General features: G+C 67.2%; 23 protein-coding genes and 1 pseudogene. 16 read left to right on the plus strand and 8 right to left on the minus strand.

Features of this window, described 5'->3' with window-relative positions:
- The first annotated feature begins 77 nt into the window (after positions 1 to 77).
- Positions 78 to 200, plus strand: a complete 123-nt coding sequence (locus AQJ67_RS50275) for a hypothetical protein (protein WP_279616915.1) — start codon at positions 78 to 80, stop codon at positions 198 to 200.
- Positions 197 to 2,168: pseudogene (locus AQJ67_RS35610) on the plus strand (ABC transporter ATP-binding protein). The gene AQJ67_RS50275 and the pseudogene AQJ67_RS35610 overlap by 4 nt, the downstream one beginning before the upstream one ends.
- A 231-nt stretch (positions 2,169 to 2,399) precedes the next feature.
- Here the strand turns inward: AQJ67_RS35610 and AQJ67_RS47925 are convergent.
- Entirely contained in the window at positions 2,400 to 3,296 is an 897-nt protein-coding gene (locus tag AQJ67_RS47925; RefSeq protein WP_159058890.1) for a hypothetical protein, read from the minus strand.
- Between the two features lie 292 nt (positions 3,297 to 3,588).
- Here AQJ67_RS47925 and AQJ67_RS35615 point away from each other — a divergent pair, with 292 nt between their 5' ends.
- Complete coding sequence (locus AQJ67_RS35615; RefSeq protein ID WP_062723565.1) at positions 3,589 to 5,235, plus strand: hypothetical protein; 1,647 nt, start codon at positions 3,589 to 3,591, stop codon at positions 5,233 to 5,235.
- Positions 5,236 to 5,449: 214 nt separating this feature from the next.
- Here AQJ67_RS35615 and AQJ67_RS35620 read toward each other — a convergent pair whose 3' ends face one another.
- Positions 5,450 to 8,317 carry a putative dsRNA-binding protein gene (locus AQJ67_RS35620; RefSeq protein ID WP_062723567.1) on the minus strand — a complete coding sequence of 956 codons (2,868 nt, stop codon included), beginning with the start codon at positions 8,315 to 8,317 and terminating at the stop codon, positions 5,450 to 5,452.
- Positions 8,318 to 8,794: 477 nt separating this feature from the next.
- On the opposite strand from AQJ67_RS35620, the gene AQJ67_RS35625 reads away from it, so the two are divergent.
- Complete coding sequence (locus tag AQJ67_RS35625; protein WP_062723570.1) at positions 8,795 to 9,616, plus strand: NUDIX hydrolase; 822 nt, start codon at positions 8,795 to 8,797, stop codon at positions 9,614 to 9,616.
- 3 nt (positions 9,617 to 9,619) lie between these two features.
- Here the strand turns inward: AQJ67_RS35625 and AQJ67_RS35630 are convergent, their stop codons facing one another.
- The 5 genes from AQJ67_RS35630 to AQJ67_RS35645 form a co-directional block, all read right to left on the minus strand.
- Complete coding sequence (locus AQJ67_RS35630) at positions 9,620 to 10,354, minus strand: DUF6082 family protein (RefSeq protein WP_159058891.1); 735 nt, start codon at positions 10,352 to 10,354, stop codon at positions 9,620 to 9,622.
- Positions 10,351 to 10,509, minus strand: a complete 159-nt coding sequence (locus AQJ67_RS47930) for a hypothetical protein (protein ID WP_159058892.1) — start codon at positions 10,507 to 10,509, stop codon at positions 10,351 to 10,353. The genes AQJ67_RS35630 and AQJ67_RS47930 overlap by 4 nt, the downstream gene beginning before the upstream one ends.
- Before the next feature lie 17 nt (positions 10,510 to 10,526).
- Positions 10,527 to 11,036: a DUF6879 family protein gene (locus AQJ67_RS35635; protein ID WP_062723575.1), complete on the minus strand. Its 510-nt coding sequence runs from the start codon at positions 11,034 to 11,036 to the stop codon at positions 10,527 to 10,529.
- Positions 11,029 to 11,298 (minus strand): hypothetical protein, encoded by a 270-nt coding sequence (locus AQJ67_RS35640; protein WP_062723696.1) that lies wholly within the window; start codon positions 11,296 to 11,298, stop codon positions 11,029 to 11,031. The genes AQJ67_RS35635 and AQJ67_RS35640 overlap by 8 nt, the downstream gene beginning before the upstream one ends.
- A 170-nt stretch (positions 11,299 to 11,468) precedes the next feature.
- Positions 11,469 to 11,909 (minus strand): PPOX class F420-dependent oxidoreductase, encoded by a 441-nt coding sequence (locus tag AQJ67_RS35645; RefSeq protein WP_062723577.1) that lies wholly within the window; start codon positions 11,907 to 11,909, stop codon positions 11,469 to 11,471.
- A 693-nt stretch (positions 11,910 to 12,602) separates the two neighbouring features.
- On the opposite strand from AQJ67_RS35645, the gene AQJ67_RS35650 reads away from it, so the two are divergent.
- The 3 genes from AQJ67_RS35650 to AQJ67_RS35660 are packed head-to-tail and all read left to right on the plus strand — an operon-like array spanning position 12,603 to position 15,469.
- Entirely contained in the window at positions 12,603 to 13,145 is a 543-nt protein-coding gene (locus tag AQJ67_RS35650) for a hypothetical protein (RefSeq protein WP_062723579.1), read from the plus strand.
- 3 nt (positions 13,146 to 13,148) lie between these two features.
- On the plus strand, positions 13,149 to 14,264 hold the full coding sequence (locus tag AQJ67_RS35655; protein ID WP_244190690.1) for an MAB_1171c family putative transporter: 1,116 nt from the start codon (positions 13,149 to 13,151) through the stop codon (positions 14,262 to 14,264).
- A gap of 29 nt (positions 14,265 to 14,293) precedes the next feature.
- Positions 14,294 to 15,469 carry an amidohydrolase family protein gene (locus AQJ67_RS35660; RefSeq protein ID WP_062723582.1) on the plus strand — a complete coding sequence of 392 codons (1,176 nt, stop codon included), beginning with the start codon at positions 14,294 to 14,296 and terminating at the stop codon, positions 15,467 to 15,469.
- Positions 15,470 to 15,537: 68 nt separating this feature from the next.
- Here the strand turns inward: AQJ67_RS35660 and AQJ67_RS35665 are convergent, their stop codons facing one another.
- A complete protein-coding gene (locus tag AQJ67_RS35665; RefSeq protein WP_244190691.1) occupies positions 15,538 to 16,392 on the minus strand; it encodes a helix-turn-helix domain-containing protein in 855 nt (284 codons plus the stop codon).
- Positions 16,393 to 17,388: 996 nt separating this feature from the next.
- On the opposite strand from AQJ67_RS35665, the gene AQJ67_RS48730 reads away from it, so the two are divergent.
- From AQJ67_RS48730 to AQJ67_RS35710, 9 genes are all read left to right on the plus strand, one after another.
- Positions 17,389 to 17,748: a hypothetical protein gene (locus AQJ67_RS48730; RefSeq protein WP_244190692.1), complete on the plus strand. Its 360-nt coding sequence runs from the start codon at positions 17,389 to 17,391 to the stop codon at positions 17,746 to 17,748.
- 3 nt (positions 17,749 to 17,751) lie between these two features.
- Positions 17,752 to 18,693, plus strand: a complete 942-nt coding sequence (locus AQJ67_RS35675; protein WP_062723587.1) for a hypothetical protein — start codon at positions 17,752 to 17,754, stop codon at positions 18,691 to 18,693.
- Positions 18,693 to 19,400, plus strand: a complete 708-nt coding sequence (locus tag AQJ67_RS35680; RefSeq protein ID WP_062723589.1) for an ATP-binding protein — start codon at positions 18,693 to 18,695, stop codon at positions 19,398 to 19,400. The genes AQJ67_RS35675 and AQJ67_RS35680 overlap by 1 nt, the downstream gene beginning before the upstream one ends.
- A 101-nt stretch (positions 19,401 to 19,501) precedes the next feature.
- The gene (locus tag AQJ67_RS35685; RefSeq protein WP_062723592.1) at positions 19,502 to 20,095 is read left to right on the plus strand and encodes a WhiB family transcriptional regulator; all 594 of its coding nucleotides are present in this window, start codon (positions 19,502 to 19,504) and stop codon (positions 20,093 to 20,095) included.
- A complete protein-coding gene (locus tag AQJ67_RS35690) occupies positions 20,092 to 21,102 on the plus strand; it encodes a DUF2637 domain-containing protein (protein WP_062723594.1) in 1,011 nt (336 codons plus the stop codon). Before AQJ67_RS35685 ends, AQJ67_RS35690 begins: the two co-directional genes overlap by 4 nt.
- A 90-nt stretch (positions 21,103 to 21,192) precedes the next feature.
- The gene (locus AQJ67_RS35695; RefSeq protein WP_062723596.1) at positions 21,193 to 21,417 is read left to right on the plus strand and encodes a hypothetical protein; all 225 of its coding nucleotides are present in this window, start codon (positions 21,193 to 21,195) and stop codon (positions 21,415 to 21,417) included.
- 269 nt (positions 21,418 to 21,686) lie between these two features.
- On the plus strand, positions 21,687 to 22,037 hold the full coding sequence (locus tag AQJ67_RS49780) for a plasmid mobilization protein (protein WP_244190693.1): 351 nt from the start codon (positions 21,687 to 21,689) through the stop codon (positions 22,035 to 22,037).
- A gap of 2 nt (positions 22,038 to 22,039) precedes the next feature.
- On the plus strand, positions 22,040 to 23,785 hold the full coding sequence (locus AQJ67_RS35705; protein WP_062723600.1) for a relaxase/mobilization nuclease domain-containing protein: 1,746 nt from the start codon (positions 22,040 to 22,042) through the stop codon (positions 23,783 to 23,785).
- A 67-nt stretch (positions 23,786 to 23,852) separates the two neighbouring features.
- Complete coding sequence (locus AQJ67_RS35710) at positions 23,853 to 24,245, plus strand: hypothetical protein (protein ID WP_063807398.1); 393 nt, start codon at positions 23,853 to 23,855, stop codon at positions 24,243 to 24,245.
- The last annotated feature ends 88 nt before the right edge of the window (positions 24,246 to 24,333 follow it).

The following is a 24,333-nucleotide window of genomic DNA, read 5'->3' on the forward strand; positions in this document are numbered from 1 at the left end:
CAGCGGCTTCCGGCCCCACTGAACGAACCGGCTGACGAACGACAGCCTCAACCACATACGGCATACAAGGGGACGTCTTGGCGTATCAAACCGTGATCGGTCCGCACGCGGTACTCATCCGCGCACAGCGCGCGCTGCTGGGGTTCCGTACGGCCTCCCCGGCCGGGCACTGGGTGCCGACGGAGGGCTGGAGCCGATGACAACGATCCCGAAGCCCACAGAGTCGACCCGGCCGACCGACGAGGCGGAGGTCTCGGACGAGGAACTGAAGTTCGTCATCCCCGGCGATCGCCGCATCGAGGCCGCCAACGCGATCACGACCCGCTCGATGGCCAAGCGTCTACCCCAACTGATCCGCCGCTCCCTCGCGTTGGGCTGGCAGGTCGACCGCGCCGCAGTCATCGCGTTGCTCGGCGTCCAGCTCCTCTCGGGGGTCCTGGAGGCGTTCGGACTGATGGCCACCACCCGGGGTGATCAAGCCGCTGATCGCCTCGCAGCACATCACCGGTGACCAGCTCCGTTCCGCCGTACCTTCCCTTGTCGTCCTGTCCGGCGCCATCGGTCTCCGTGCCCTGCTGGGTATCGCCTCCACTGCGCTGTCGGCCCGGTTGGCCCCGCGTATCGCTCGGGAGGCCGAACTCAAGCTCCTCGACGCGGCGACCAAGGCGGAACTGGCCGCGTACGACAACCCCGGATACAACGACCGCTGGGACGCGGCCGACCGTGGGGTGGAGGTCTCCAGGGACCTTCTCACTCAAGCTCAGTACATCCTCGCCTCGTCGGCATCGTTGATCGCCTCGGCGTGCGTCCTGACCACCGTGCACCCGATTCTTCTACCTCTGCTCGTCCTGGCGGCCCTGCCGAAGGGCCTGGCCAGCGTCCGCGCAGCGCGCATCAGCTACATCGCCTCGCTCGCCACGTCGAAGGACCGGCGGCTCCTGGGCATGCTGCGCTGGTACATGGTCGACAAGCAGACCGCGGACCAGGTCCGCTCCGGCACCATGGCACCCTTCCTCCTCGACAAGTACCGCACGGCTGGGGCACGGATCGACAGGACCACCGACCAGGCCACATGGCGCTCCGCCAGGATCTCCCTGGTGGGTGGGGCCGCGGGAGGCCTCGCCCACGTGGTGGTGTGGGTGGCCCTCGCGCTCCTGGTGTCTGCCGGGCAGATCTCCGTCGCCGCCCTCGGCACCGCGTTCCTCGCTCTGGGGCGCGTCAGCGCGGGACTGGACGGGATCGTCGGCTACGGAGCCCAACTCTTCCGTACCGGCATGTTCTTGGACGACTGGGCGGACTTCATCGACGAGGCCGGCGGACACCGCATCGACCGGGGCTCCCAGGCGCCGGCCGTCCCCGCCGTCGTATGCGCGGAGAACATCACCTTCCAGTACCCGAGCGCCGACCGGCCCGCCCTTGACGACGTCTCCTTGGAGGTCCGGCGTGGCGAAGTCGTCGCACTCGTGGGCGAGAACGGTTCCGGCAAGACCACGCTCAGCAAGATCCTCTCGGCCCTGTACCTACCCGACCAAGGCGCCGTCTCCTGGGACGGCACCGACACCAGGCACCTGGACGCGCACGCCACCTGGGCGCGTGTCGCCGTCGTGCCGCAGTCCTATGCGGCCTGGCCTCTTTCGGCGCGGGAGAACATCACCCTCGGTCAGGCCACCGAGGAGGGAGACGCCGCCGTGCTCGCCGCGGCGCAGGCAGCGGGTGCCGACGAGGTCGTCGACGGACTGCGCAGCGGGTTGAACACCCTGCTGGCCAAGGAATGGTGGGGCGGCCAGGAACTGTCCGGCGGACAGTGGCAGAGGATCGCGCTCGCCCGAGCGTTCCACCGGCCGGCGGGACTGCTCGTCCTGGACGAACCGACCGCAGCTCTCGACCCAAGGGCCGAGCACCGCATTTTCACCGGACTGCGCCGCCTCGCCGCCGACCGTGCGGTCGTCTTGGTCACCCATCGGCTCACGAATGTGACCGTCGCGGACCGCATCGTTGTTTTGGACAAGGGGCGCGTCATCCAGCACGGCACCCCCGACGAGCTGTTGGCCCAGCATGGCGGCTTGTTCCGAGAACTGTGGGATCTGCAGAACGAACGCACCGGTCGCGTTCCCGCCCCGGCCGGTTCCGAGGAGAACGTGCCGTTGAACCAGCCAGCCTTGTTCTGAACGACTCGACACCAGCGAGAAGGCGTCAGACGTGAGCAGAGACAACGTCGTACCCGACGTGTGGCAGCACAATCCGCTTTTGCTCTGATGGACAGTGGTCGCGATGACGGCGAGTGCGCGCAACGATCTCCGTAAGGCGCGTCAGCTATGTAGCCGTACCCCCACCGTAGCTGGGATCGAGATTTAAGGGTCTTGCGGTACGGGGCTGTACTGACTGCTCGCCCCTTCCGCTCAGCCGTCAATACTTGGTACCGGAGGATGCCCGGAAACCTGTACGCCAAGCGCCTTCGTGAAGAACTCAGCCATGTACTTGTCATTCACAATGAAGACCGTACGCTTGCCAATATGTGTCGCGTCGAATCCCCTTGATACCGAGTAGCTCATGTGATCCGGCAGGGGAAATTCGTAGGTAACCCACTTCTTTGCTTCACCGAGCTTAAAGTCACCTGTCTCAATGTCGCCGTTTGTCACCTTGTCACGCGGGAAGTCTGGCGTGTAGATGCTTGCGGTGGTGATGACTACCGGCACCGAGATAAGTGAAATCTTGTCTTCTGTCTGCCTGAGGTAATCGACGCCTTCGAAAATCTTAGGGAAGGTCGTCTCAAACGCGTGTGCCGCATGGGCAACTTGTCGGAGCGGCTTATAGATTTTCTCGTCTGCGTTGCGGTTTTGCTGCGTACGAGCGGCGTTCACCTCAATCCCGTTTACGATGTACTCGTAGTCTACGCTGCGCGCGTACCCGAGCTCAGGAAAGGTTACGTGACGATTCGCATACAGCGGTCCTCTCTTCTCGGAACTTTCTGCACGAGTGGTAGTGAAGAATGTCGGCCACTTCGGACTCTGCTTATGGTTTGGTAGAAGAATCCAGTTTTTCGTTTCCTCCTTGGCGCGCTTGCATTCAATAGTGAAGCAAACCAATCTGTCAGCTTTGCTGTCCGGCGCTACAGCAAGAATGTCAATGGATCCATGAACCCCTAGGATGGCCCCGTTCGACTGAGGGTCTGTAAAAGGAACCTCTACCGCTATCTCAAAGCCATCTTGGCTTCCGATCACTTCGGCGCAATGGTGCTGAAATGGGAATCCGCTAAAGTTTAGGATCTGGCGGATTTGCTCTGAGTGGTCGTCCATGGGCTGACTTTAACACGACATCACCATGCGGAGTAGTTGTTTAATTGCGAAGCCGTGACGGCTGGCGCTACCCCTCTATGTGGCCAGCCATCCTGCTACTGCATGTCTGGCACCGTACAGCTCTTGAAGTTTCTTGCGGAGTTCGAGAAGTCCGGCTCCGCTCTCTTGTAGTCGCGTTTGACGAAGGGTAGACAGTGCTTCCTGTCGATATCAGCGGTGGAGGCAAGGGGGAGAGATCTCCATACGGTGAAATCTTATTTTCAAACCGTAAAGTTGGCGGTAAAATACACACATGAACGAGGTGTCATTTCTGCAGTTTGAAGATCTGATCGACTACGCGACGGGACAGCGACCCAACGGTGGTTGGGTGACTGTCTACGCACGAGATGAGCGCGACAACGAAGATGGCGGCTACTACAGCGCCCTCGTGCCAGTTGGCAACATTGACGCTCACCTCGTCGAGCCCTCGTGGGATCTGGATCTTGGCGACGGAACGCCTGGGTTCTCGTTCTACTTTGATGACCGGGCAAGTGAGTATCACCGGTTCGGCGACGATAGCGGCGTCGAACCGCTGGTCGTCTGCCGTTATTTTCACGGGATTAAACCGTCTTACGTCGAAGTGTCGGAAGAGTTTAGGTATTTCCATAACCTATATGAGGATCGAGCTACCCGCACTCTCTTTGCTTTTGACGACAGTGGCGATGATATTGAAGTTGTCCGCGTATCTGACGACAAGGTGGAAGTCAGAGTCAAGTATCTGAAGGAGTATCTTGCGGTCCGGGGGATGGTGCTGCTATTGCTCTACGTCATTGACCGTTGGAGCGAGAAAAGCCTCGACGAGCTTGGGATGGCGCGACAGGATGAACAGCAGGGCGGTAGCGATTACCGCTACTCACGATTTGTAGACGCTTTTCCTGTCCTTGCCCCCGAGAGGAATAGCTGCGGGCGCCTGCTTGGAAAGACGGTCATGAGGGGAGCTGCAAACTACGACCCGCAGCGTTCATGGGGGCGCCATGACCGCAAGTACGAGGAATTTATTATCGGCGTGGACGATGACGGTGAGGAGGTGTATTACACCTGCGATGAAGAGAAGCTTGCCAACAATTTTGGAAAGAACCCCGACGCTCCGCATTTCCTCAGACCCGTGTTCTTCTCCAAGGAAGTCATGGCGAAGTACTACAACGATCCCGGAAAGTTCCGCGTCGAAGACGGCTACCTCAGGTGTGCGGGCTATTGGGGTGTGCCGCTGGACAACAACCACCAGAAGTATGTCGTTGTCTTTCTTGGCGATCTAGGGAAGCTGTCGCACAAGGAGCAGCTCTATTGGAAGCGCTACAACGTCCCGCCCGATGGGAGGATGAGCGACGTTTATTTCCGTCGCTCCATGCTTGGTGAATGGGCTGACGCCACTGAGCCGGCGCTGGTCTTCAAGAGGACGTACGAACGCTTCGGGAAGCACTGGAACTCAAATCACGGTTGGGAACTCTTTAAGAAACTCAAGCCTGCGGACGCACATCACTGGACATCGTTGCACGTTCCGTCAGACGGCAACCAAAAAGAATTCGACGAGCAGATCATGTCGCTGGCGAAGCTTCTGGTCGACCGCATCAACGAGGCGGAGGTAGGTAAGCGCGCTATCCTCGAACCCAATGACAAGGGCGGCATCACAAAGTTTGGTCGGTATCTGGATGCCATCGGGTTCACGGAGGCGGGTGCGTTCGTCCAGTTCCTTCGGAACCTGCAAAGCCTGCGTAGCGGCGCGGCCCATGTCAAGAGCGCCAAGAACAACAGCGACTACCAAAAGGCCATGCGCTTCTTCGACCTCGGAACCAAGGGGTTGTCTCAGGGGTTCGCTGACATTCTTGATGGGGCGACCGTGTTTATTGGGAAGCTGGAAGAGCTTGCCGTCACGGGTTCGGATGGTCAAGAGACTTCTTAGTTCCTGACGGAGGTTCCGTGTCCTTGCATATCCGCACGATTATAAAAATGGCGGCGGTCCCCAAGTATGGGGACGGGCCAGGCGTAAGGGGATAGTCGTAAAGAGTGGGGCACTCTGGCACACTGCGGGGGCGTGCCCAGCACGCCGACCCCGTCGCCCCCCCCGTGGCGGCGGGGTCGACCCGCGCCACGTTGGTGCTCACTGCTCGCCCCGCTCACGCTGTGTCGCGACCGGCGTTGTAGGGCGATGCGTCCTGAGCCTGCCGTGTGAGATCGGCCGGCGCAGCAAGCGGCGCGGCCAGCGCCGTCAAGCCCGCCACAGCCAGAGCGGTCTCGTCGAGATCGCCGACGCCATCAGGTTGCCGCCAGTGGAGCAGGAGGCTGTCCTCGGTCGCCGTGCAGCGCATTGACGGGGCGACCTCGTCCAGCAAGGGCAGGAGAGCGGCGCAGGTCTTCGGGACGTTCACGCCGTCGATGCCCAGGAGTACGTACAGGCGGTCCGCGATGATCGTCAGTTCCACGGACATCGGACGGTCCACCGCGCCGGCTGCCTGCGCTGTCCAGACCAGGACTTCCCTCAGCGCACCCGCCTCTGCGGCGGTCAGGTCCAGGCTGCCGAGCTGGCCTGTGCCGTCAGACAGACGCACATGTGCCGTTTCCGTCGTCCCTGCCCACCATGAGCTTAGGACCCCCCGCAGGTCCGCGGGTTGCTCCGCGGCTGCGGAGCGCAGAGCCGCCGCTGCCGCGAGCTCCGTGGCCGAGTCGGCCGCGCCGACAGCGACGCGCCGCAGGGCGGTGCGCAGCAAGGAGTCGTCGCCGTAACGGAGCTGGGTTAGGCACTGGGTGTAGAAGAGGGTGAGGCCGTCGAGGGTGTCTGGGGGCAAGGCTCCCACCAGTGTCGCTGTTCGGTGCGCCCAGGCTCGGAAGCCCTCCGCATCCGCGGACGCCAGAAGATCCAGACCCAGGTCGCCGCCGCGGGCGCAGTTCAGGCGCTCCTTGGGCGGCAAGTGCGGTGCCTGGCGGAGCTGCTGGCTAAGAACACCGCGCAGGACGGCCCTCTCCTGCGTGGACCACATGCGGGTGGTTCCCGAGGCGTGGGCATGCAGCAGGGCGAGGATCTCTTGTGCGGCGCGCTGCTTCGCCGTGGTCTTGCTCCCGGTGACTGGGGTGCCTGCCCACCGGATGGTCTGCGTACCGCAGGTGAGGACGAGTTCGCAGTACCGCTCCTCGGCATGGTCCTCGCCACGGACGTAGAACTCCGGCTCGTGCAGGCGAATGCCGAAGCGGCTGCACAGGTTCTGTAGCTGGGTGGTCGGGTCGAAGCCCTGGTCCAGAGCGGCGAGCCACGTGTGCAGGACGTGTGGGCGTCGGGTCAGGAGGCGCGCACCGCGCTGCCGCCAGGCGACGGCCAGGACGGCCTGCGCGGCGCCCTCGCCGGGGTCGGCGCGCAGGTTGTGGCGTTCACCGGTGCCGATGAGCATGCCCGGGGTCAGGCGGAGTTCCTCGCCGAGGCGGCTGCACTCCGCGTTGGAGACCGAGCCGATCCGTGCTTCCTCGGGAGCGGGCCGCAGCCCCCTAGACGCCGCCTCGTGCGCCCTCTCGTAGGCCATCAGGGCCCGGGCTACGTGCGAACCCGTGTGCGCCAGCAGGGAGTTGCTCCGCTGATGTGCCCTCTCGGCGACACCAGCGTTCTCGTAGGTCCAGGATTTGTGAGTGAGTGCCTGAGCGAGCCACGGATCCGCCGTTCCCGGAAGCCCGAATCCCTGCCGGAGGTCGCGTATTGCCCTCGCGTGGCCAGGCTCGTCGATCCCGTAGCCGGAAGGGCCGATGGGGGCGGGGGCGCGCCGGGGCGCCGGTACGGCGAAGGCAGCCGCTGGATCATGACGGCGCAGAAAGGCGCGGGCTGCGGCCTGACGTGCTGCCTTCTTCGAACCTCCGGTGGCCCTCGCCGTGCGCCCATCGTCCACGCGGAGGGTGGCGGTGAATGTTCTGTCGTGGTCCGGACCCTCGGTGTCGTACGACCACTTCATGCCGCGGACGTACGGCCGTTCCTGGAGCAGTGTGAGCCAATCGTGCTGGGGGGCGCCGGCACCTGAACCTCGGCCCGCGTTCCTGGTCTTCGCTGCGACCAGCCTGCGCGCCGGCTCATGCGCGCCGATCAGGAAGAGGGCTCCTACAACCTGCAGGGCCAACATCTCGGCAACACTTGCCGTCTTGCTCTGTGCTTCCCCGCGCCCCAGGTGGGCGAAGCCGGCAGCAGCCGCCCAGGCTCCGAGCTGCCGCACGGCTTCCTTGCGATGGTGGGCAAGGCGAGCCGACTGGGCGCCCTCATCCTTGTCCTGGACTGTGGGATCCGCCGCGAGGGCGTCCAGGACCAGGAGGTTCAGCCACGCACTGCCCAGCGAGCCAAGCATGTTCAGGGTGTGCGGCGTGAGCAGGCCCGCAGGTCCGTGCACGTCCTCATAGACGTAACTTGTGTGAAGGGTCGCGATCCGCAGCCAACGCGCGTGAACGGGATCGTCGGCCAGGTTCAGACCGGCCGCAGCGAAATCCGCTTCCAGTGCGGCGCCTAGGTCGACCGCGTCGAAGGGCGCCCCGGGGTCCGTCAGCGGCGGACGTACGACGTCCATCGGCTCCAGCCCCACCCGCTGCACGACAGAGGTGGTGGCTGCAGTGATCCCGGCCCGCAATTGTGGCTTCGCCGTGGTCGGCTGCTGACGAGCAGGTCGGCGGACCGGCACGGCGGTGCCACTGTGTTGCACTGGCACCGACGCCTGCAGCTCTCTTGCCAGGTCCTGCTGCAGCCACCACGGCAGATCCCGCCACGCGTCCGTGTGGTCCGGGAAGAAGCGGACGGCGCGGAACGAGGCAGCCGCCCGTGCCGAGTCGTTCGCCAAGGAGTAGCGCCGGCCGACAGCGCGCAGTGCGTCGCGGAGGTCGGCGTGGAGCACCTTGCGTGTCGTCCCCAGGCTGTAGGTGCGGATCCGATGGGCCGTCTCGACCGCCGTCGCCATCCGGTGCAGCGGCGTCGACACGGAACTCGGAGCATCGCGCAGCGCGACGATTCCAACCCAGTGGTTCATCTGCGGTCCCCCGTGCGTCCGGGCCCTGTCTCCTCGGCACGCGGCCAACTCCTCCAGCCGCGCCCCCGCCCAGTGGATCACGGCACGGCGAACCGAGGGAGGCGTTTACACAGTCGGGACCGGCTTCCAAACCGGAAAGCTGGTGTGACTGTCCCTGCCATCTTCGGGAGTCGCTTGGCGTCGACCTCACCAATCACAGCCCCCGGCGTATGCGGAGCCACGGCAACGGAGCACGTATCGCTGAGTCGGCCACACAGATGCACTCGAGCGCGCTTTTCGCCATCACGGCGAGCAGCGTCCTTACGTACGACATGGTCACCGTCAGCGGTGGGTATTCCCAATGAGACGAGGACGGCACCCGGCAGCACTTCGCCCGACAGGTCAAACTCTGCGGCCGCGCTGACAAGTAACCGAGCGGCGAGCAGTCCAGTCCCGACAGTGAGGGAGAGAGCCGGGATTCCCCTAGGGTTGCTGGCCATGAACACCGACGGTCGATGGCACAAGCAGGACAGTCAGGTCCTCTTCGCTGGCGGACCGCACGACCGTGTCCGCCTCACAGTGGACCAAGCCGTACGGCCTGACGGTGTGACCGTCGCTTACCCGCACGTGGCTGCCCCGGACTCGGTACGCGTTCTTGCCGTTCATCGCGGACGGATAGCGATGGTCACGCAGCATCACTACCTTCACGACACTGAGATCACGGACTTGCCCGGAGGGTTGGTCGACAAGGACGAGGAGCCGGCGGAAGCCGCCCGCCGCGAACTGGCCGAAGAGACCGGGCTGCGGGCGGCCTGGCTGCTTCCGTTGGGCACGGTCGCCACGGCGCGTGCCACGAGCACCGAAACGGTCCACCTGTTCCTCGCCCACAACTGCATTTCAGGTGCTGCATCCCTGGACGCTGGCGAGGCAGTACGTACGCAGTGGCGGCTTTGGCACGACATCGACGAAGGTGACATCAGGGCTCTACAGACTGCGATGCCTACCGCTCTCGCAGATGCCGCCTCCCTCGCAGCGGTACACCGTGCTGGCGCCCTCTTGCAGGCGATCGGTGGCATTTTGCCAGATGCCGACACCGATCTGCCGAGGGCCGCGTGGGCGGCGTACACCGTGGCGGCGACGCGTGATCCGATCGCAGACGAGCGGCTGAGCCTGGTGTGGCTGGACCTCGCGATCGGCCAGTACGCGGAAGGGGCTGCCATTCTCTCGGAGTTGGAGATGTCGTACAGCGGAGTGGATGGCGAGGCCGCGTGGTCGCGGGCCGCCGATCGGCTCGCTGCACTGGCCGAGCCACCCGCTTGAAGTTCAGGACTGGTCTTGATCAGCCGCGCGCGGGGGCACGACTCCGGGCACCCTGAGATCCGGCAACGCCGGCTCGCTCCGTGGTGGGGTGCTGAGCGCCGCCTCGTACCGGGCGTCGATGATCTGGTTGAAGTGCTTCATCCGCCGCGTGGACGCGGTCGAGATACGTGCTTCACGTGTCCGTGCCCAAAACGAGCGGCCGATCTCGCCGGCGAAGATCTCGTCGCACATGGACGCCAGCCACTGCTCCGTGAGGTCCCCGAGCTCGAACCACATCTCCCAGTGCGAGACCACCAGGTTGACGTACATGTGCTGCCGCCGGAGCAGAACCGTCCGGGAGGCGTCGGGGCCACCCCAGCAGTCGAGGTACTCGGGGTTCTCCATAGCCTGCTTGGTGAACTCCATATGCATCAGGCGGGTGTTCTGCACTCGGGCGGCTTTCGCTTCCCGTGCCTGGAGTACCAGCGAGGCCGCCACGCCGACGACGGCCAGACCGGACAGGAGCGCGGACACGGCACCGTACGCCTGGGCGATGTCGCCGATCCGCTGCCAGTCCTTTCCATTGCCGTCCAGCGCGGGAAGCGCCAGGGGAGAGATGACGACGAGGCCCATCGAGCACACGACTGCGAGCACAGACAACGCCAGCGTCGCCGCACGCGACCGGTACCAGGGGCGTCCGTGGAGGACGCGTGCCGCGCGGGTGGCAGTCCCGGGAACGGGTTCCGGAGGCGGTGTCATGCCGACGCCTCCTCGCAACGGGTCTGCAGCAGAGGGCCGGTGACCCGGTCGTGGAACGACGAGAAGTCCTCACCCGTGCCGTAGAGCTGCTCGAAGTCGGTGCGGCAGGCCTCGATCAACTGGGCGTCGTCGTACTGGTACGCGCCGGCCAGCACGCCGTCCGGTCCGTACCTCAGCTCATAGAGGCGGATGGTCCCGAGAATGACAAGTTCGGAAAACCATCGGGGGGGGGTGCCTGGAAGCCGGGTCGGCCCTGGCCGGCTACGACCCGGATGTGCTCGCCCCGGCTGACCCGCTCGCGGAGCACGGCCATCTCCCAGACGAGATAGTCCGACGGCGGGAGCTCGATGTAGCGGGCCCGGCGCAGCACCAGACCGCGGGACTCAGCGTCATCGAACTGCCGCTTGATCGCGGGCTGCACTTCCTTGATCAGGTCGACGGACTCGCGCCAAGCCTCTCGGTTGAACGCCTCCCACGACGAGAAACCTGGTTCCTGGAAGTGCTGCCCGCACTCCAACTTGTCGAAGGTCGTCACCTCGGGACGGGCGTAGTCCTCTCGAAACGCCTGAAGGTATTCCCTGACGGGCAGGAAAGGACCTCGGGCTTCGGGCGGCGCCGCGACAAGCGCGCTGATGCTCGGCGCGTCGACGCCCGGTGGCTCGACCGCGCTCACATCAGGCATCGGGCATGTCCGGCTTCGCAGCGGCGAGGAGGCTCCTCGGGATGATCACAAGGCGCTCGTCGGGCCCCACAGAGACGCCCTCGGGAAGACGCTCGGCCACGAGGGCGGTCACGTCACGACCGATCACCGCGACGTCGCCGTTATCCATCTCCCAGATGTCTGGGCAACTCTCCGAGCCGCTCGTCAATCCCAACTCCTGTGGCGAACGGCCCAGACGACGCACGAATCCAGCGTCGGCATCCGCTTCCCACAGGCGACCTATCGCCATCTCCCCAACCTCAAGCCGTAGTTGAAGCCCTACACCACGTGAAGATCGATCCGAGGCTAACAACCGGGCAGGGCACCCGCAATGACACCGTTGGCGCACCACGGAACTCACCGGCGACATCGGCGTAGATGTCAGGTTCTGCCCTTCCGTGGGCTCTTGCGCGGTCAGGCCGCAGCGCTCGCCGTCTTCGGCCGGGCGGCGTTCAACTGGCCCATGGTCCGGTCGATCGTGATCTCGATGACCACGCGCTCCGGGTCCGGAGCCGGAGTCCGGCCGTACCGGTCCGCGTAGCGGGCCACGGCGTCGTCGACCGCCGCCGCGTCGGTCAGCACTTCGGCCGTGCCCTCCAGGGTGGCCCAGCGGCCTCCGTCGACCTGGCAGACAACCGCGCGAGCTTCGCCGGGGCGGGATGCCTGAATATTGGCGACCTTCTTGCTTGATTTGCGTGTGATAACTCGGGCGACTCCTGTATTGACGTCTAGCGTCACGCCGACAGGCACTACGTGGGGAGTGCCGTCGGCGCGAAGCGTGGTCAGCGTGCACAGGTGGTATTCGCCCCAGAACGCTGAGTGCTCAAGTGTCTGGCTGAATATGTCGCTAGGCATGCTCGGGAGCGTAACGCGGATGACTGCACAGAATGGCGCAGAAGTGACCCCTTACACACATCTTTCCGTGCTCTTGGGTGCCGCCGGTACGTCCTGTTAGTAACTAAATGCACGTCTTATGCTCCCGTTAAATATCTCAAAGAGATAACGGATGTGCTCGTTGGTGATGCAGTAGTGGCCAATATGAACGCAAGTGAATCAGCAGTTCAGGGCCTTGATCCAAATCGGGATTAGTTGATTTGTTGGGTTTTGCTGCGACAGGTGATCTCTGGTTTTTGGATCTTCAGGGGTGACTTTCCGACCTTGATCCCATGCGGGCCTCACGTAAGGTCCAAAGCTGTTCCCGTAGAGGCTTCAAAGGGTGGCTTGGATGTTCGCGTTAGCGATCTAGCAGCTCGGAGAGGCTCTCTCTCGCGTCCTCGTGGCTCGATCGCTGAGGTAGGCGTGCGCCCTTTGCCCGCTGCTGGTCTCGGCGCCCGTATCGCCTCCGTGCGCTGTCCGGGGACCCGAACATCGTTGACCCGCGGTGGCTGGTGCCCGGCTCCGAGCAAGAGCCCGATCGGCCGGTACGAAGGGATAGCTCAAATGTCTCTGGGAGAGAGTCGTCGCGACGCTTCGCAACCTCCGGTGCCAAGGCAGGAGAGGGGGAGACGCCGGAGGCTGGGGCGCTGGCGAACAGCTGAGCGGCGGACGGTGGAGCGCGATCTTCACCGCCGACTGCGGCAGGAGCTGCGCGAGCTCGGCATCCACCCGCCTCTCGACGTGGAGGAGCTGGTCAAGGCGCTCAGCGAGAGGCGCGGACGCCCGATCGTCCTGCGGTCCTTCCCGCTGGAGAAGCCGGGGCCCTCAGGGCTGTGGGTCGATACGCCGCAGATGGACGTGATCCTTTACCAGCAGGAGACGACCCGGCTGCACCAGCGGCAGATCATCCTCCACGAGATCCTCCACATCCTGGTCGCCGAGTGGGAAAAGGACCAGGCCGAGGGGTCGCCGGAGGAATCCCCGGACGACTTCGTCGAGGGTTGGGCGACCCTCATTCCCGTACTCGATCCCAAGCTGATCCGGCGGGTCGCCCGCCGCTGCTCGTACGAGGACAGGGAGGAGTGCTCGGTCGAGCTCGCGGCCACGATCATCCTGGAGTGGTCCTCGGTGCTCGACGAACTCCCCCCTCTGTCGGAGGACCCGGAGGTACGTCGGGTCCAGTCGGCCCTGGGCGACCGGCGAGGGTGGCTGTAACCAGTGAGCGGGATACTCCTGCTGATCATCGCGGCTGCCGTCGTGTGGAGGCTTTACCTCTGGTCCCGGGCCCCGCATGACGCTCCCACGAGGTCGGTCGCCCTCTGCCTGCTGAGCGCGGGCCTGTCGTACCCCGTGGCCATGCCTGGCGGCACCACCGGTATCGACACCGTGGCCGGGCACGGCACGGCGAAGCTGATTCAGAACGTCCTGTTGCTGCTGACGGTCTACTTCCTGATGTGCTTCTACCTGTACTCGGCCGATGGGTCGGCGGCGCGACGTCGCGCGCAGTGGGAAGCCGTCGTCGTGTCCGCGGTCACTGTGGCGATCATCCTGGCGGCAGTGACCGTGCCGCACGAGGACTTCGCCGGCTCGTTCAGCACGGCGGACATGACGATCCCGCAGATCGCCTTCTTCTACGCCGGCGCGGGCCTGTACCTGATGTACGCGCTCGGCGCCGCCGGACGGTGGACCGCACGCTATGCCCGCGTGTCGAGCCGACCGCACGCCACAGGGCTGTGGATGACGGCGATCGGCCTCGGCGCCATGGCGGTGGCGTGCGCCGTCCGCGCGGTCTTCGTCACCGTCCGCTGGAGCGGCGGAACGGTTCCGGACCGGCTCACGGCCGGCGTGGCGTTCTGGCTCGTAGCGTCGATCCTGCTCTTCGTCGCGGGCATCACCTATTCGGCGAGTCGCTCCAGGATCACGGCCATCCGGCTGTGGCTGCGGCGGCGCCGCGATCACCGTCGGCTGAGCCCCTTGTGGCAGCTGCTGACCGACGTCTACCCGGAGAACGAACTTCGCCCCGCCTCCCGCCGTCTGTGGGACCGGTGGCGGGCGCGTGGCGTGCACCGCCGCTACCACCGGCGGATAGTGGAATGCCGGGACGGCCTGGTCGACATCAGCCCCTACCTCGTCGATGAGGACGGTGACGCCGACCTGCTCAGCCTGGAGCCGGCGGAACTCGCGAGCCGACTGCGGCGTGCCGCCGACACGATCCGACAGGGCTCGCCGGCGCCGGGACAGGCAGTGCCGCTCGCGGTGCCGAAGGAGGACGACCGGGAGGCGGACGTCCGTCAGTTGATCGCGGTGTCGGAAGCGCTCCGGCTGACCGCGTAACCGTAGAAGTAAGAGGGAGACCTAACGAGATGCTGATCACCGCCAGCCGGGTCCTTACCGGCTCCGGGACGTACCTGGAGGACGGTGCCGTCCTCGTCGAGGGCGACTCGATCGCCGCGGTTGGGCCACGGGCCCAGCTCGCCGACCGGGTCGGCGTGGACGGGAAGCACCTGGCGTTCCCCGACGCGACGGTGCTGCCCGGACTGATCGACGCCCACGTGCATCTCGCGTTCGACGGCGGCGGCGACCCGGTGGCCACCCTCGCCGAGTCGAGAGACGAGAAGCTGCTGGAGGACATGCGCCGACGCGCGCAGCAGCTCCTGTCCAGCGGGGTCACGACGGTCCGGGACCTGGGAGACCGCAACGGCCTGGCACTCCGCCTGGACGAGGAGATCAGCCGAGGCGGCACGCCCGGCCCACGCATAGTGTCCGCGGGCACGCCGGCCACCCCTCCTGGCGGGCACTGCCACTTCCTGGGCGGCGAGGTCTCAGGCGTGGACCAGGTCCGCGATCTCGTACGGCGCAACCTCGCGGCGGGCGCGGGCGTGATCAAGGCCATGGTGACCGGAGGCGGCCTGACCAAGGACGGGCCGAAGAGCTGGCAGAGCCAGTTCACCCCGGAGGAGTTGCGGGCCCTGGTGGACGAGGCACACAAGGCCGGCGTGCCGGTGGCCGCCCACGCACACGGCGCGGACGGGATCGCCGCCGCCGTGGAAGCGGGCGTGGACACGATCGAGCACTGCACCTGGATGACAGCTGACGGCTTCGACCTCCGGCAGGACGTCCTGAAGCGGATCGTCGAAGACGGCATCGCCGTCTGCCCGGCCGTGAGCCCACACTGGCAGATGCTCCCGCGCTTCTTCGGCGAGGAACGGGCGGCGGCCATGTTCGACCTGGTCCGTCAGATGGACGAGGCAGGCGCCAAGCTCGTCGCCGGAACCGACGCGGGAGTCCAGCGCGCCGGGTTCGACGGGCTGGTGTCTGCTCTGTCGTTCTACGCGCACCTGGGCCTGCCGAACAGCAAGATCCTCGACATGGCCACGGCGGACGCGGCCGACGCGTTGGGACTGGGCAAGACGACGGGCCGGATCGCTCCGGGATTCCGTGCCGACCTGCTGGTGATCGAGGGGGACCCCCTCGAAGACCTCGACGCCCTGCGCGCGATCCGCGCCGTGATCGCCGCTGGCCGACATCACGACCAGTAGAGAACGGCCTGAGAGTAGGAGCGGCCCCGCACGCTGTCCGAAGCCTTCAGACGGGCTTCGGACAGGCGCTACTCGCTCACGTCCGGCTCTCTCTCCTCCAGCTCCGTAACCAGGTCGTTGACGAACTCCATAACGTTCGTCGGCAGGCCCTGCGAGCCCATCCCGCGCCCCCTGACCCGGCCCACGGCCCCCTTCCGCGAGGCCGACAGGAGCTGGAGACCCTCGTAGACCTGGCGGGCCACGGCGTCATCCGGCTGGAAGTACATCGGTGAGACACCGAGGAAGGACGCCAGGCCCTCAAGGACGACGGGCGATGCCGTCTCAACGGCGCCGGTACGCAGATCCAGAACGCCTGCTGCGGAGATGACCCGCGCCCCGGCATGCGCGTTGATCGCGTCGGCGATCTCCTCATCCGTTGGCGGACCCTGCTCGCCCGGATACGAACGCTCCAGGATCAGGGTGATTCTCTCCGCCAACGTGCCAGGCGGTCCCCCGGTCGCGGGTGCGGCCCCGGTGGCCTCCGATTCGGCTTCACCACCCTGCGCCTTGGCGATGGATCGGTCCTCCGCGCGCCGCAACTCCTCCTCGCTCACCCCGTAGGCCGCTGCCAAGGCGGGGACGTACTTGTCCTTGAGCCGCCGCTCACCACGTTCAGCTCCCGCCACGGGACCCGCGCTCTTCGTCCCGATCAACTTCGCCGTCTCGTACTGGTAGTAGCCGGCGTCGCAACGCAGATCGGTCAGGTCCGGGAGACCTGTGCGAGGGAAGAGATCGTCCAGTTCCCGCCGGAGTGCCTTCGCCAGGGCGGACAGCTTCTCCGGATCGGGCGTTGCCAACCCTGTCTCCCAGCCAGCGACCGTCGAGTCCGCTACGCCGACGGCCGTCGCCACGTCGGTCTGCGCGACCTCGGCGGCGCGTCGCACGGCGCGTACTCGGCCTCTGTCGAAGTGGCGGGCGGGCATCGAACCTCGTTTTTCTGCAAACCGAAGTAACTTCGGCGCGTTGATTTTTTGTGCGAGTGGATGTAGCTTCAGCTTAGCGAAAAACGGGGAGCGTCGCACGCTCGCTCGGTCTTCGCTGTCGATCTCCAGCGGCGCAGTGGCCGAGGAGATTGATCCGGGAGAGCTCTGTGCGGTCCCGCGTGTGGAGCGCTCTCAAGGTGTAGTCGGCGAAGGGGTCTTATACCTCGATCGTCGGGCGTGCTCCTGCCTTTCGGCAGGGTGCCGAGATCACATCACGGCTGCTTCGCGTTTATGCGCGGTACTTACAAGGTGGCTGATACGCGAGGAGTTTCGTATGTCTCTGCTTCAAACGGCGGCTGGCTGTATGGCTGTTCGGGCAGGGCTTGCGATCAATGGAGAAGCTCCAGCCTGTATCGCCGTGCTGTTAGTCGCATCGGATCGCACGTTCCTGAGTCGCACGTCTGCCGTGGATTAACCCGTCCATGCTGGGGCGCTCGGGAGCTGATGAGCCATGGATCGGAAGCGTAGTTCGGTAACGCGGCCGGCAAGTCAGCAGCCAGGAGTCTGCACCTCAAGGCCCCGCAGCGGCTGCACGGCCACCAAGTAGAAGGCTCCCTGCCAGAGGGCGGGGACGCATCACCTCGGCAAGATATGTCGAGTTGGCGTCGGATCAGCCCACAGGCCGCAATCCGCTGGAGTGTTGGAAGCGGTGTGCATATGTTGCTGGTCCCTCGGCGAAACCGCCGAACCAGGATCTCCTCAAGGGGGAAATGAGAGCCACATCAGACGTCAAATATGCGGTCCTCGGCGGGAGATGAGACCGGCGCCCAGAAGTTAGCAGCTTCCGGGCGCCAGGCCCGCCACCCCTGAGGGCGCGGATTCATAACCGGGGCGAGTCGGCTGACCTTTTCGACGAGAACGGCCGTCCCACCCCACCTACGAGTAAGGAATTGTCGCATGCCCGAGTCCTGGACCGGAAGGGCGCTCGGCGCCCAGCCCGCCAAGACCGACGACCCCACCGCCGGCACCCGCCAGCACCGCCTGGCCGTTCTCCTCGCGGACATGGTGCCCGGTGCCCGTATCGTCCGCGTCTCGCGGCATCAGCCGAGCCAGACCTGGCCGAGCCCCTACACCCGCGCGTACGACGAGCGGGGGCAGCCCGTACCCCTCAACCGGACCCAGCGCGTGGCCGCCGCCCGCTGGGTGATCCGAGCCTTCCCCGAGGTGAATTGGGACGAGGCGCACGACCTTGATCTCGCCACTGGGACCCTGCGTCCCACGGCCAAGGCCCGTGCCCATTCGGACGGGGGCCGCTGACCCGTGGCCCGGATCCGAACGATCAAGCCCGAGGCCTTCGCGTCCGAGTCGCTCGCCGCGGTCTCCCTCGCAGCGGAGCGGACCTTCTTCGGCCTCCTCACCCAGGCCGACGACCACGGTCGCTTCCGCGACCAGCCCGCCGTGATCGCCGGACTGCTGTGGTCGCTGCGCCCGGAGCACGGCCCCGTGGACGTCGAGGACGACCTGACCCAGCTCGCCGCTGCCCACCTGATCTGCCGCTACGCGGGCGATGACGGCAAGCGCTACCTGCACATCGTCACCTGGCGCCAGCATCAGAAGGTCAACCGGCCCAGCGGCGTCCGCTTCCCCGCCTGCCCGCACCACGACGTCGAGCAGCCCGCGCCGGACGCACCACGAACTCACGGAGACGGCACTGAGTCCTCCGTGAAGACTCACGGAAGACTCAGCGAGGGCTCACGCACCCCGCGCGAGGTCCCTGTTCATCACAAAACCGCAGCCCAGAACGCATCCCAGGACCCCTCACGGAGCACTCATGGAGGACTCAGTGAGCCCTCGATGAGCCCTCACGGTCCGGATCTAGGACCTAGGAACTTGGATCTAGGAACTACTTCTCCTTCGGGGAGCGCAGGCGCCCCCGCACCGGAGACCGTCTCGACCCAGCAGCTCATGGCCGAGTACGCGGCTGCCTGCGCTCACCGCCCGCCCAGCGGCGTGCTCGGTCACCTCGGACGGGAGACCGCCAAGCTCCTCGCGGAGGGCATCGACCCGGACCACATCCGGGCCGGGCTGGCCCGCCACCGGGCGAAGGGGCTGCACCCGAGCACCCTGCCGAGCCTGGTCCACGAGGCCATGAACGCCACCCCCGCCGGTTTGGTGCGGACGGAATCGCGGCCTAACGTGCCCGGTCACCGGGCCTGGGCCAACCCCGCCGACCCTGCCGCCGCCTATGCCGAGGAGCTGTGATGCGCGACCGTGACGCCCAGCCCATCGGCGGCATCGCCCGCCGCCTGGCGGGCATCCTCACCGCCCGGGGCATCGACCCAGCCGTCCAACTCACCGACCCCGTCGAGCCGATTCCCGCCCTTCAGGCGGCACAGGCCCGCATCCCGGCCCGCTACCAGGCCGCCGTCGCCGACCACCCGGCGGTCACCGCCTGGGTCCGCGCGATCGCCGAGGCCGGCCGCCCCGGACCCGAGGGTGCGCCGGGCATCGCGCAGGGCCGCTCGCTGCTGATCGTCGGCACCACCGGCACCGGCAAGACCCACCAGGCGTACGGCGCGATCCGCTCGCTGCTCCTCGCCGGAGTCCGGCTGCGCTGGAAGGCCACCACGGCCGCCGACCTGTACGCCGAACTGCGACCCCGTCCCGGACACGACGGCGAGCGGGAACTGATGGACCTCGCCCGCTGCCCGCTGCTGATCATCGACGACCTCGGCGCGGCCAAGAACAGCGAGTGGACCGAGGAGATCACGATGCGGCTGATCAACCGCCGCTACAACGAGATGCTCCCGACCCTCATCACCACCAACCTCGGCATGGCCGACCTCCGTCAGCACATCGGCGACCGGGTCGCCTCACGGCTGACCGAGATGAGCGACAAGGTCATCCTGGACGGCCCCGACCGCAGACGAGCCCTCGCAGCCGAGCGGCGCCGCATCGCCGCCGCCTGATCCCCGCCGCAACCGGCTGCCACCGCCTCCGCCTCCTTCACGCACCAACCCCTGGGACGCGCCTGCCCAAAAACGCGCCCAGGGCGACCGGAGACACCTACATGCACAGCACCGAGAACCAGACCCCGCGCACCCTCGGCGACCTCACCTGGCACGACAGCGCCGCCTGCCGCTCGACGACCCACCACCAGGTCGACCCGGAGATCTTCTTCCCCGAACCGGACGAGATGGACCGCATCCGCGCCGCCAAGGCCCTATGCGCGCAGTGCCCCGTCCGCGCCACCTGCCTCGACGCGGCCCTCGAAAACGGCGACCGCGACGGCATCCGGGGCGGCATGACCGAAGAGGAGCGCGACCCCCTGCACCGCAAGCTCCACCGCCGCTTCGACTACGCCCGCGTGAACGAGGTGTTGGCCGGCCGCGACATCCACCTCACCCAGGCCGAGCGTGACGCCGTCGTCATAGCCGCCTACCACGCCGAGGTGCCCGCGGAGCGGCTCGCCTGGCTGCTCAAGTTCACCGAGGAGCACGCCGAGAAGCTCTACCGCAACATCCGCCGGGAGATCCGCAACCGCGCCGTCGACCAGAAGAAGAAGGCGAACAAGGGGAAGAAGAAGCCGAAGAGCCCCGCCAAGGAGCTCAAGGCACCCGCAGCCGAGACCCCCGCACGCGACGACCTCGGGACGGCCGCGTGAGCCACAGCGCACCGACACCGGCTCAGATCACCGGTTGGGACCGAGCCGCGATCGTCGCGCTCGGCGGCGCAGGGTGCGCGCTTTCATACGACGCCCTGCAGCAGATGGCCACCGCCATCCACGTCCGCGGACCCCTCACGTTCCTCTTCCCCCTGGTGATCGACGGCTTCATCGCCTACGGAGTACGCGCCCTCCTCGTCCTGCGCACCGCCTCCTTCGCCGCCCGCCTGTACGTGTGGACGCTGTTCGGCACCGCGACGGCCGCCAGCATCTGGGCCAACGCCCTGCACGCCGTACGCCTCAACCAGCAGCACCTCGGAGGTGGCGGACTGCGGCTCGGCGACGTCACCGTCGGCGCCCTGTCCACCCTCGCCCCGCTCGCCCTGGCCGGAGCCGTCCACCTGTACATCCTCATCGCCCGCCGGGTCACCGAGGCCGGTCACCACGGACACTCGGACACCTTCACCGTCCGCACTGACCGGATCGCCGCTGACCGGCCGGAGACCGCGCTCGCGGCGGACGGACACCGGCCGGTCCCGGCCACCTCCGGCCACTCGGCCACGCTCGCCCGGCCGGAGAGCGGCCGTCCGGCGGTCACCTCCGGCCCGAACGTGCCGCGAACGGCTGACCGGGAGGAGCCGTCCGGACACCCGGCGAGCCGTTCGGAGGCGGAGCTGGCGAACGGCGGAGAAGCCGCTGACCTGGGCGGACAGCCGGTCAGCAGACCTGCGCCGGTCACCCGCCTGCGGCTCACCGCCCCCTCGGTCACCGAGCCGGAGACCGGCCCGGAGAGCTCGGACAACGGCGGCTCGGACAACGCGGAGGCGGCGGACACCCTGCTGCCGATCGCCCGCGAGGCGGTCGCCGACGCGGGCAAGGTCACCCGCGGGGTCGTCGCCGACGCCATCCGCGGACAGGGCAAAACGCTGGCCAATGACCGGCTGACCGCCCTGATGCAACAACTCCGCGCCGAGACCGGCCAAAAGTCGGCGACCAAGACCGGCTGACCGGCCGGCCCGGACAAGCGGGCGGCCAACGGCCTCAGCCGGGCCGCCCGCACCCCACCAAACTCCCCTCCACGCACCGGAGACACCACGATGCGCACCACCCCGGCAACTCCCGCCGAAGCCGACGCCTGGATCACTGTGCTCCGGCGGTACGGCCATCTCCACCGCGCCGAACCCGGCCCGGACGGCACCTGGACCGTCCAGCGAACCCCCGCCAGCACGCCTCGCACCCTGCACCACCCGGTCCTCGCGCTCGACTTCGTCACCGAGGTCCTCCGCGACATGCGCCGTACGAAGGCCCAGACGCCCCGATGACGTCCTCCGAGTCGCCCGAAACAACCTCTGACCTGCGGCAAGGTGACTGCCCGGCACGAAGCCGAGCAAGCTGTACCTTCCGAAACTCCTCCGCCGCCACGGGCTGCGGAGGAGTTTCGGAAGGGCTTACCCCCGCCCCAGGAGCGGCGGGGGAGGCCCGGCACCAGGGGGTGCCGGGCTTGGAGGCTGCGACCGAGGGCGGATCGCAGCCAGGAGGGGAACCGACCCCGCCCGCCGCACCGCGTACGCGACCTCGCCTGCGCCAGCGTGTGCACCGTGACCAAGTCCGCAGCGTCCGCCTAACCTCCGACGAACTCGCGCTGGTGAAGCGTGCGGCGGAAGCCGTCGGTCTGAAGACCGCCGGGTTCCTCGCCGACGCGGCGGTAGCGGTCGCCCAGGCTCAAGGAGGCCCCCAGCCATGGCTGTTGGACCAACGCGGCCGGGTCGAAGAACTGATGGCCGCCAGCGCACAGCTCGCCCGCGTCGGCGGCAACCTCAACCAGGTGGCCCGCATCCTCAACTCCGGCGGTCAGGTGGAGTACGTGGACGCTGCGGTCGCCCGTGTCCTGCGGGTTGCTGACCGGGTCGAGGCCGCCGCGATCGAGATCGCGCGGCGCTGACGGTGGTCCCCGACATCTCCACCGGCAGTCGCACGTACGGACTCCTCAACTACCTCTACGGCCCCGGCCGCCGTGAAGAACACACCGATCCGCACCTCGTCGCATCCTGGATGCCCGAACTCGCCCCCGACCCCGGACGCGACCCGTCCGCCACGATCAAGCAACTCACCGACCGACTCGACCTCCCCGTCCTCGCCCTCCCGAAGGACCGGCGACCGGCCCGGCACGTCTGGCACTGCCCCGTCCGCACCGCCCCCGGCGACCGCCACCTCACCGACGCCGAATGGGCCGAAGTCGCCCGCCGCATCGTCCACGCCACAGGCATCGCCGAATACGGCGACGACAAGGCCTGCCGGTGGATCGCCGTACGCCACGCCGACGACCACATCCACCTCGTCGCCACCCTCAAGCGCGAAGACGGACGCAGCCCCCGCCGCCACGAAGACGGCATCCGCGCCCAGGCCGAATGCCGCAAGATCGAGAAGGAGTTCGGCCTGCAGATCCTCAACGGCGGCGACCGCACCGCCGCCCAGCGCCCCACCAGCGCCGAACGCTCCAAAGCCGAACGAACCGGCCGGACCGAGACACCCCGCGAGACCCTGCGGGAGAGCGTCCGCCACGCCCTGGCCGGCGCCGCCAGCGAGGAGGAGTTCTTCCACCGCCTTGCCGAGGCCGGCCTGCGGGTCGAACAGCGCATCGCCCCATCCGGCGACACCCTCGGATACAAGGTCGCCCTCCCCGGCGACCGCAACCGCGACGGCGAACCCATCTGGTTCTCCGGCTCCAAACTCGCCCCGGACCTCTCCCTCCCCAGGATCCGCCAGCGCCTCGACGCCGGACGACCCGACGACGAACCCGTCACCGACCATGGCGACGAACGAGTACTTCCCCCAGCACGCGCCCGGCGCCAGGCAGTCCCGGCCGCCGAACGAGCGGCATCGATCCTCCACGAGGCCGACGACGAAGACTCTGCCGCCCAACTCGTCGGCGCCGGCGAACTCCTCGACGCCATCGCCCAGACCGCCCCGGCCTCCACACGCAAGGAACTCGTCGAGGCCGCCCGCGCCTTCGAACGCGCCACCCGCTCCCACGTCCGCGCCGAGCGGGCCGACAACCGCGCTGTTCGCGCCGCCGCCCGCGGCATCATCCGCGCCGGCAACGCCCTCGGCAAAGGCGAAGACGGCGGCGCCACCGCGATGGTCCTGTCCACGATGGTCCTCGTCACCATCGCCGCCGCGCGCTGGCACTCCGCCCGCGGCCACGCCCAGCAGGCAGCCGCCGCGCAACGAGCCGCACAACACCTGCGCAGCGCCTACCGATCGGCCGCCGCTGCCCCCATGAACACGATGCGCGAACACGGCCGGCGCCTCCCCGAACCCGTACGAGAGCGGTACGCCGGCACTCTCGAAACCGCCCTGCCCGACCAGGCCGACGCGATACGCCACGAACCCGGCTGGGACGCCCTCACCGCCACCCTGGACCAGGCCGAGCGCGCAGGACACGACCCCGACGCCCTGCTTCAGCAGGCCGTCGAATGGCGCGAACTGGAAACCGCCGACAGCGTCACCGACGTCCTCGTCTGGCGGCTACGACGCATCGCCAACCTGCCCGCCACCATGGCGCCACCGCGCGCACGCACGGACACTCGCGCGGCGCAATCGCGCTCTCACCCATCTCCGCCACCGGCACCCGAGGTGCCGGCCGTGGCCCGCCGTGCGGACCCTCACCCCCGAGGACCAAGGCGCTGAGCAGCGCAAAGAGCTGGACATCGACGGCCGGCGCCTGTTAGGGCTGATTGATATGGAGAAGGAGACAATGCAGATACTCGACGAAGGCCTCCCCCCTCAGAGAACCGTTCTGCCGGAGACGGCCCTCGGCGACGACCCCCTGCGGCGCCTCCAGGAGGAGATGCAACTCGGCGACGGCAGCATCGGCCTCCGCGCCACCACCCACCCCGAGGAAATCGTCATCACCGGGATTCCGGTGATGTGCCCGCGGTGCGGCGCCCGGCGCGACTGGATGGTCATCTGCGACCGCAACGAGATCAGCATCCGCTGCCGCTGCGCACACCAGTGGGTCGAGCGCGAACTGACCCGCGCGGACTACGAGGCGATGATCGACGCCGGAGGGCAGGACTACCCGAGCTTGGAGGCAGCGGCCCAGGCCGCGGGCTACGACGGCATGTTCGCCGGCGTCTACGTGGACTGACGAGTGGAATCGTCTGTGAAGCATTGCCCGGAGCCCGACCCTGCCGTGTGCCATCGCTGACCTCGACTGTCGGGTCGGCATGGGGTGG

The organism is Streptomyces caeruleatus (assembly GCF_001514235.1).
Classification (GTDB): Bacteria; Actinomycetota; Actinomycetes; order Streptomycetales; family Streptomycetaceae; genus Streptomyces; species Streptomyces caeruleatus.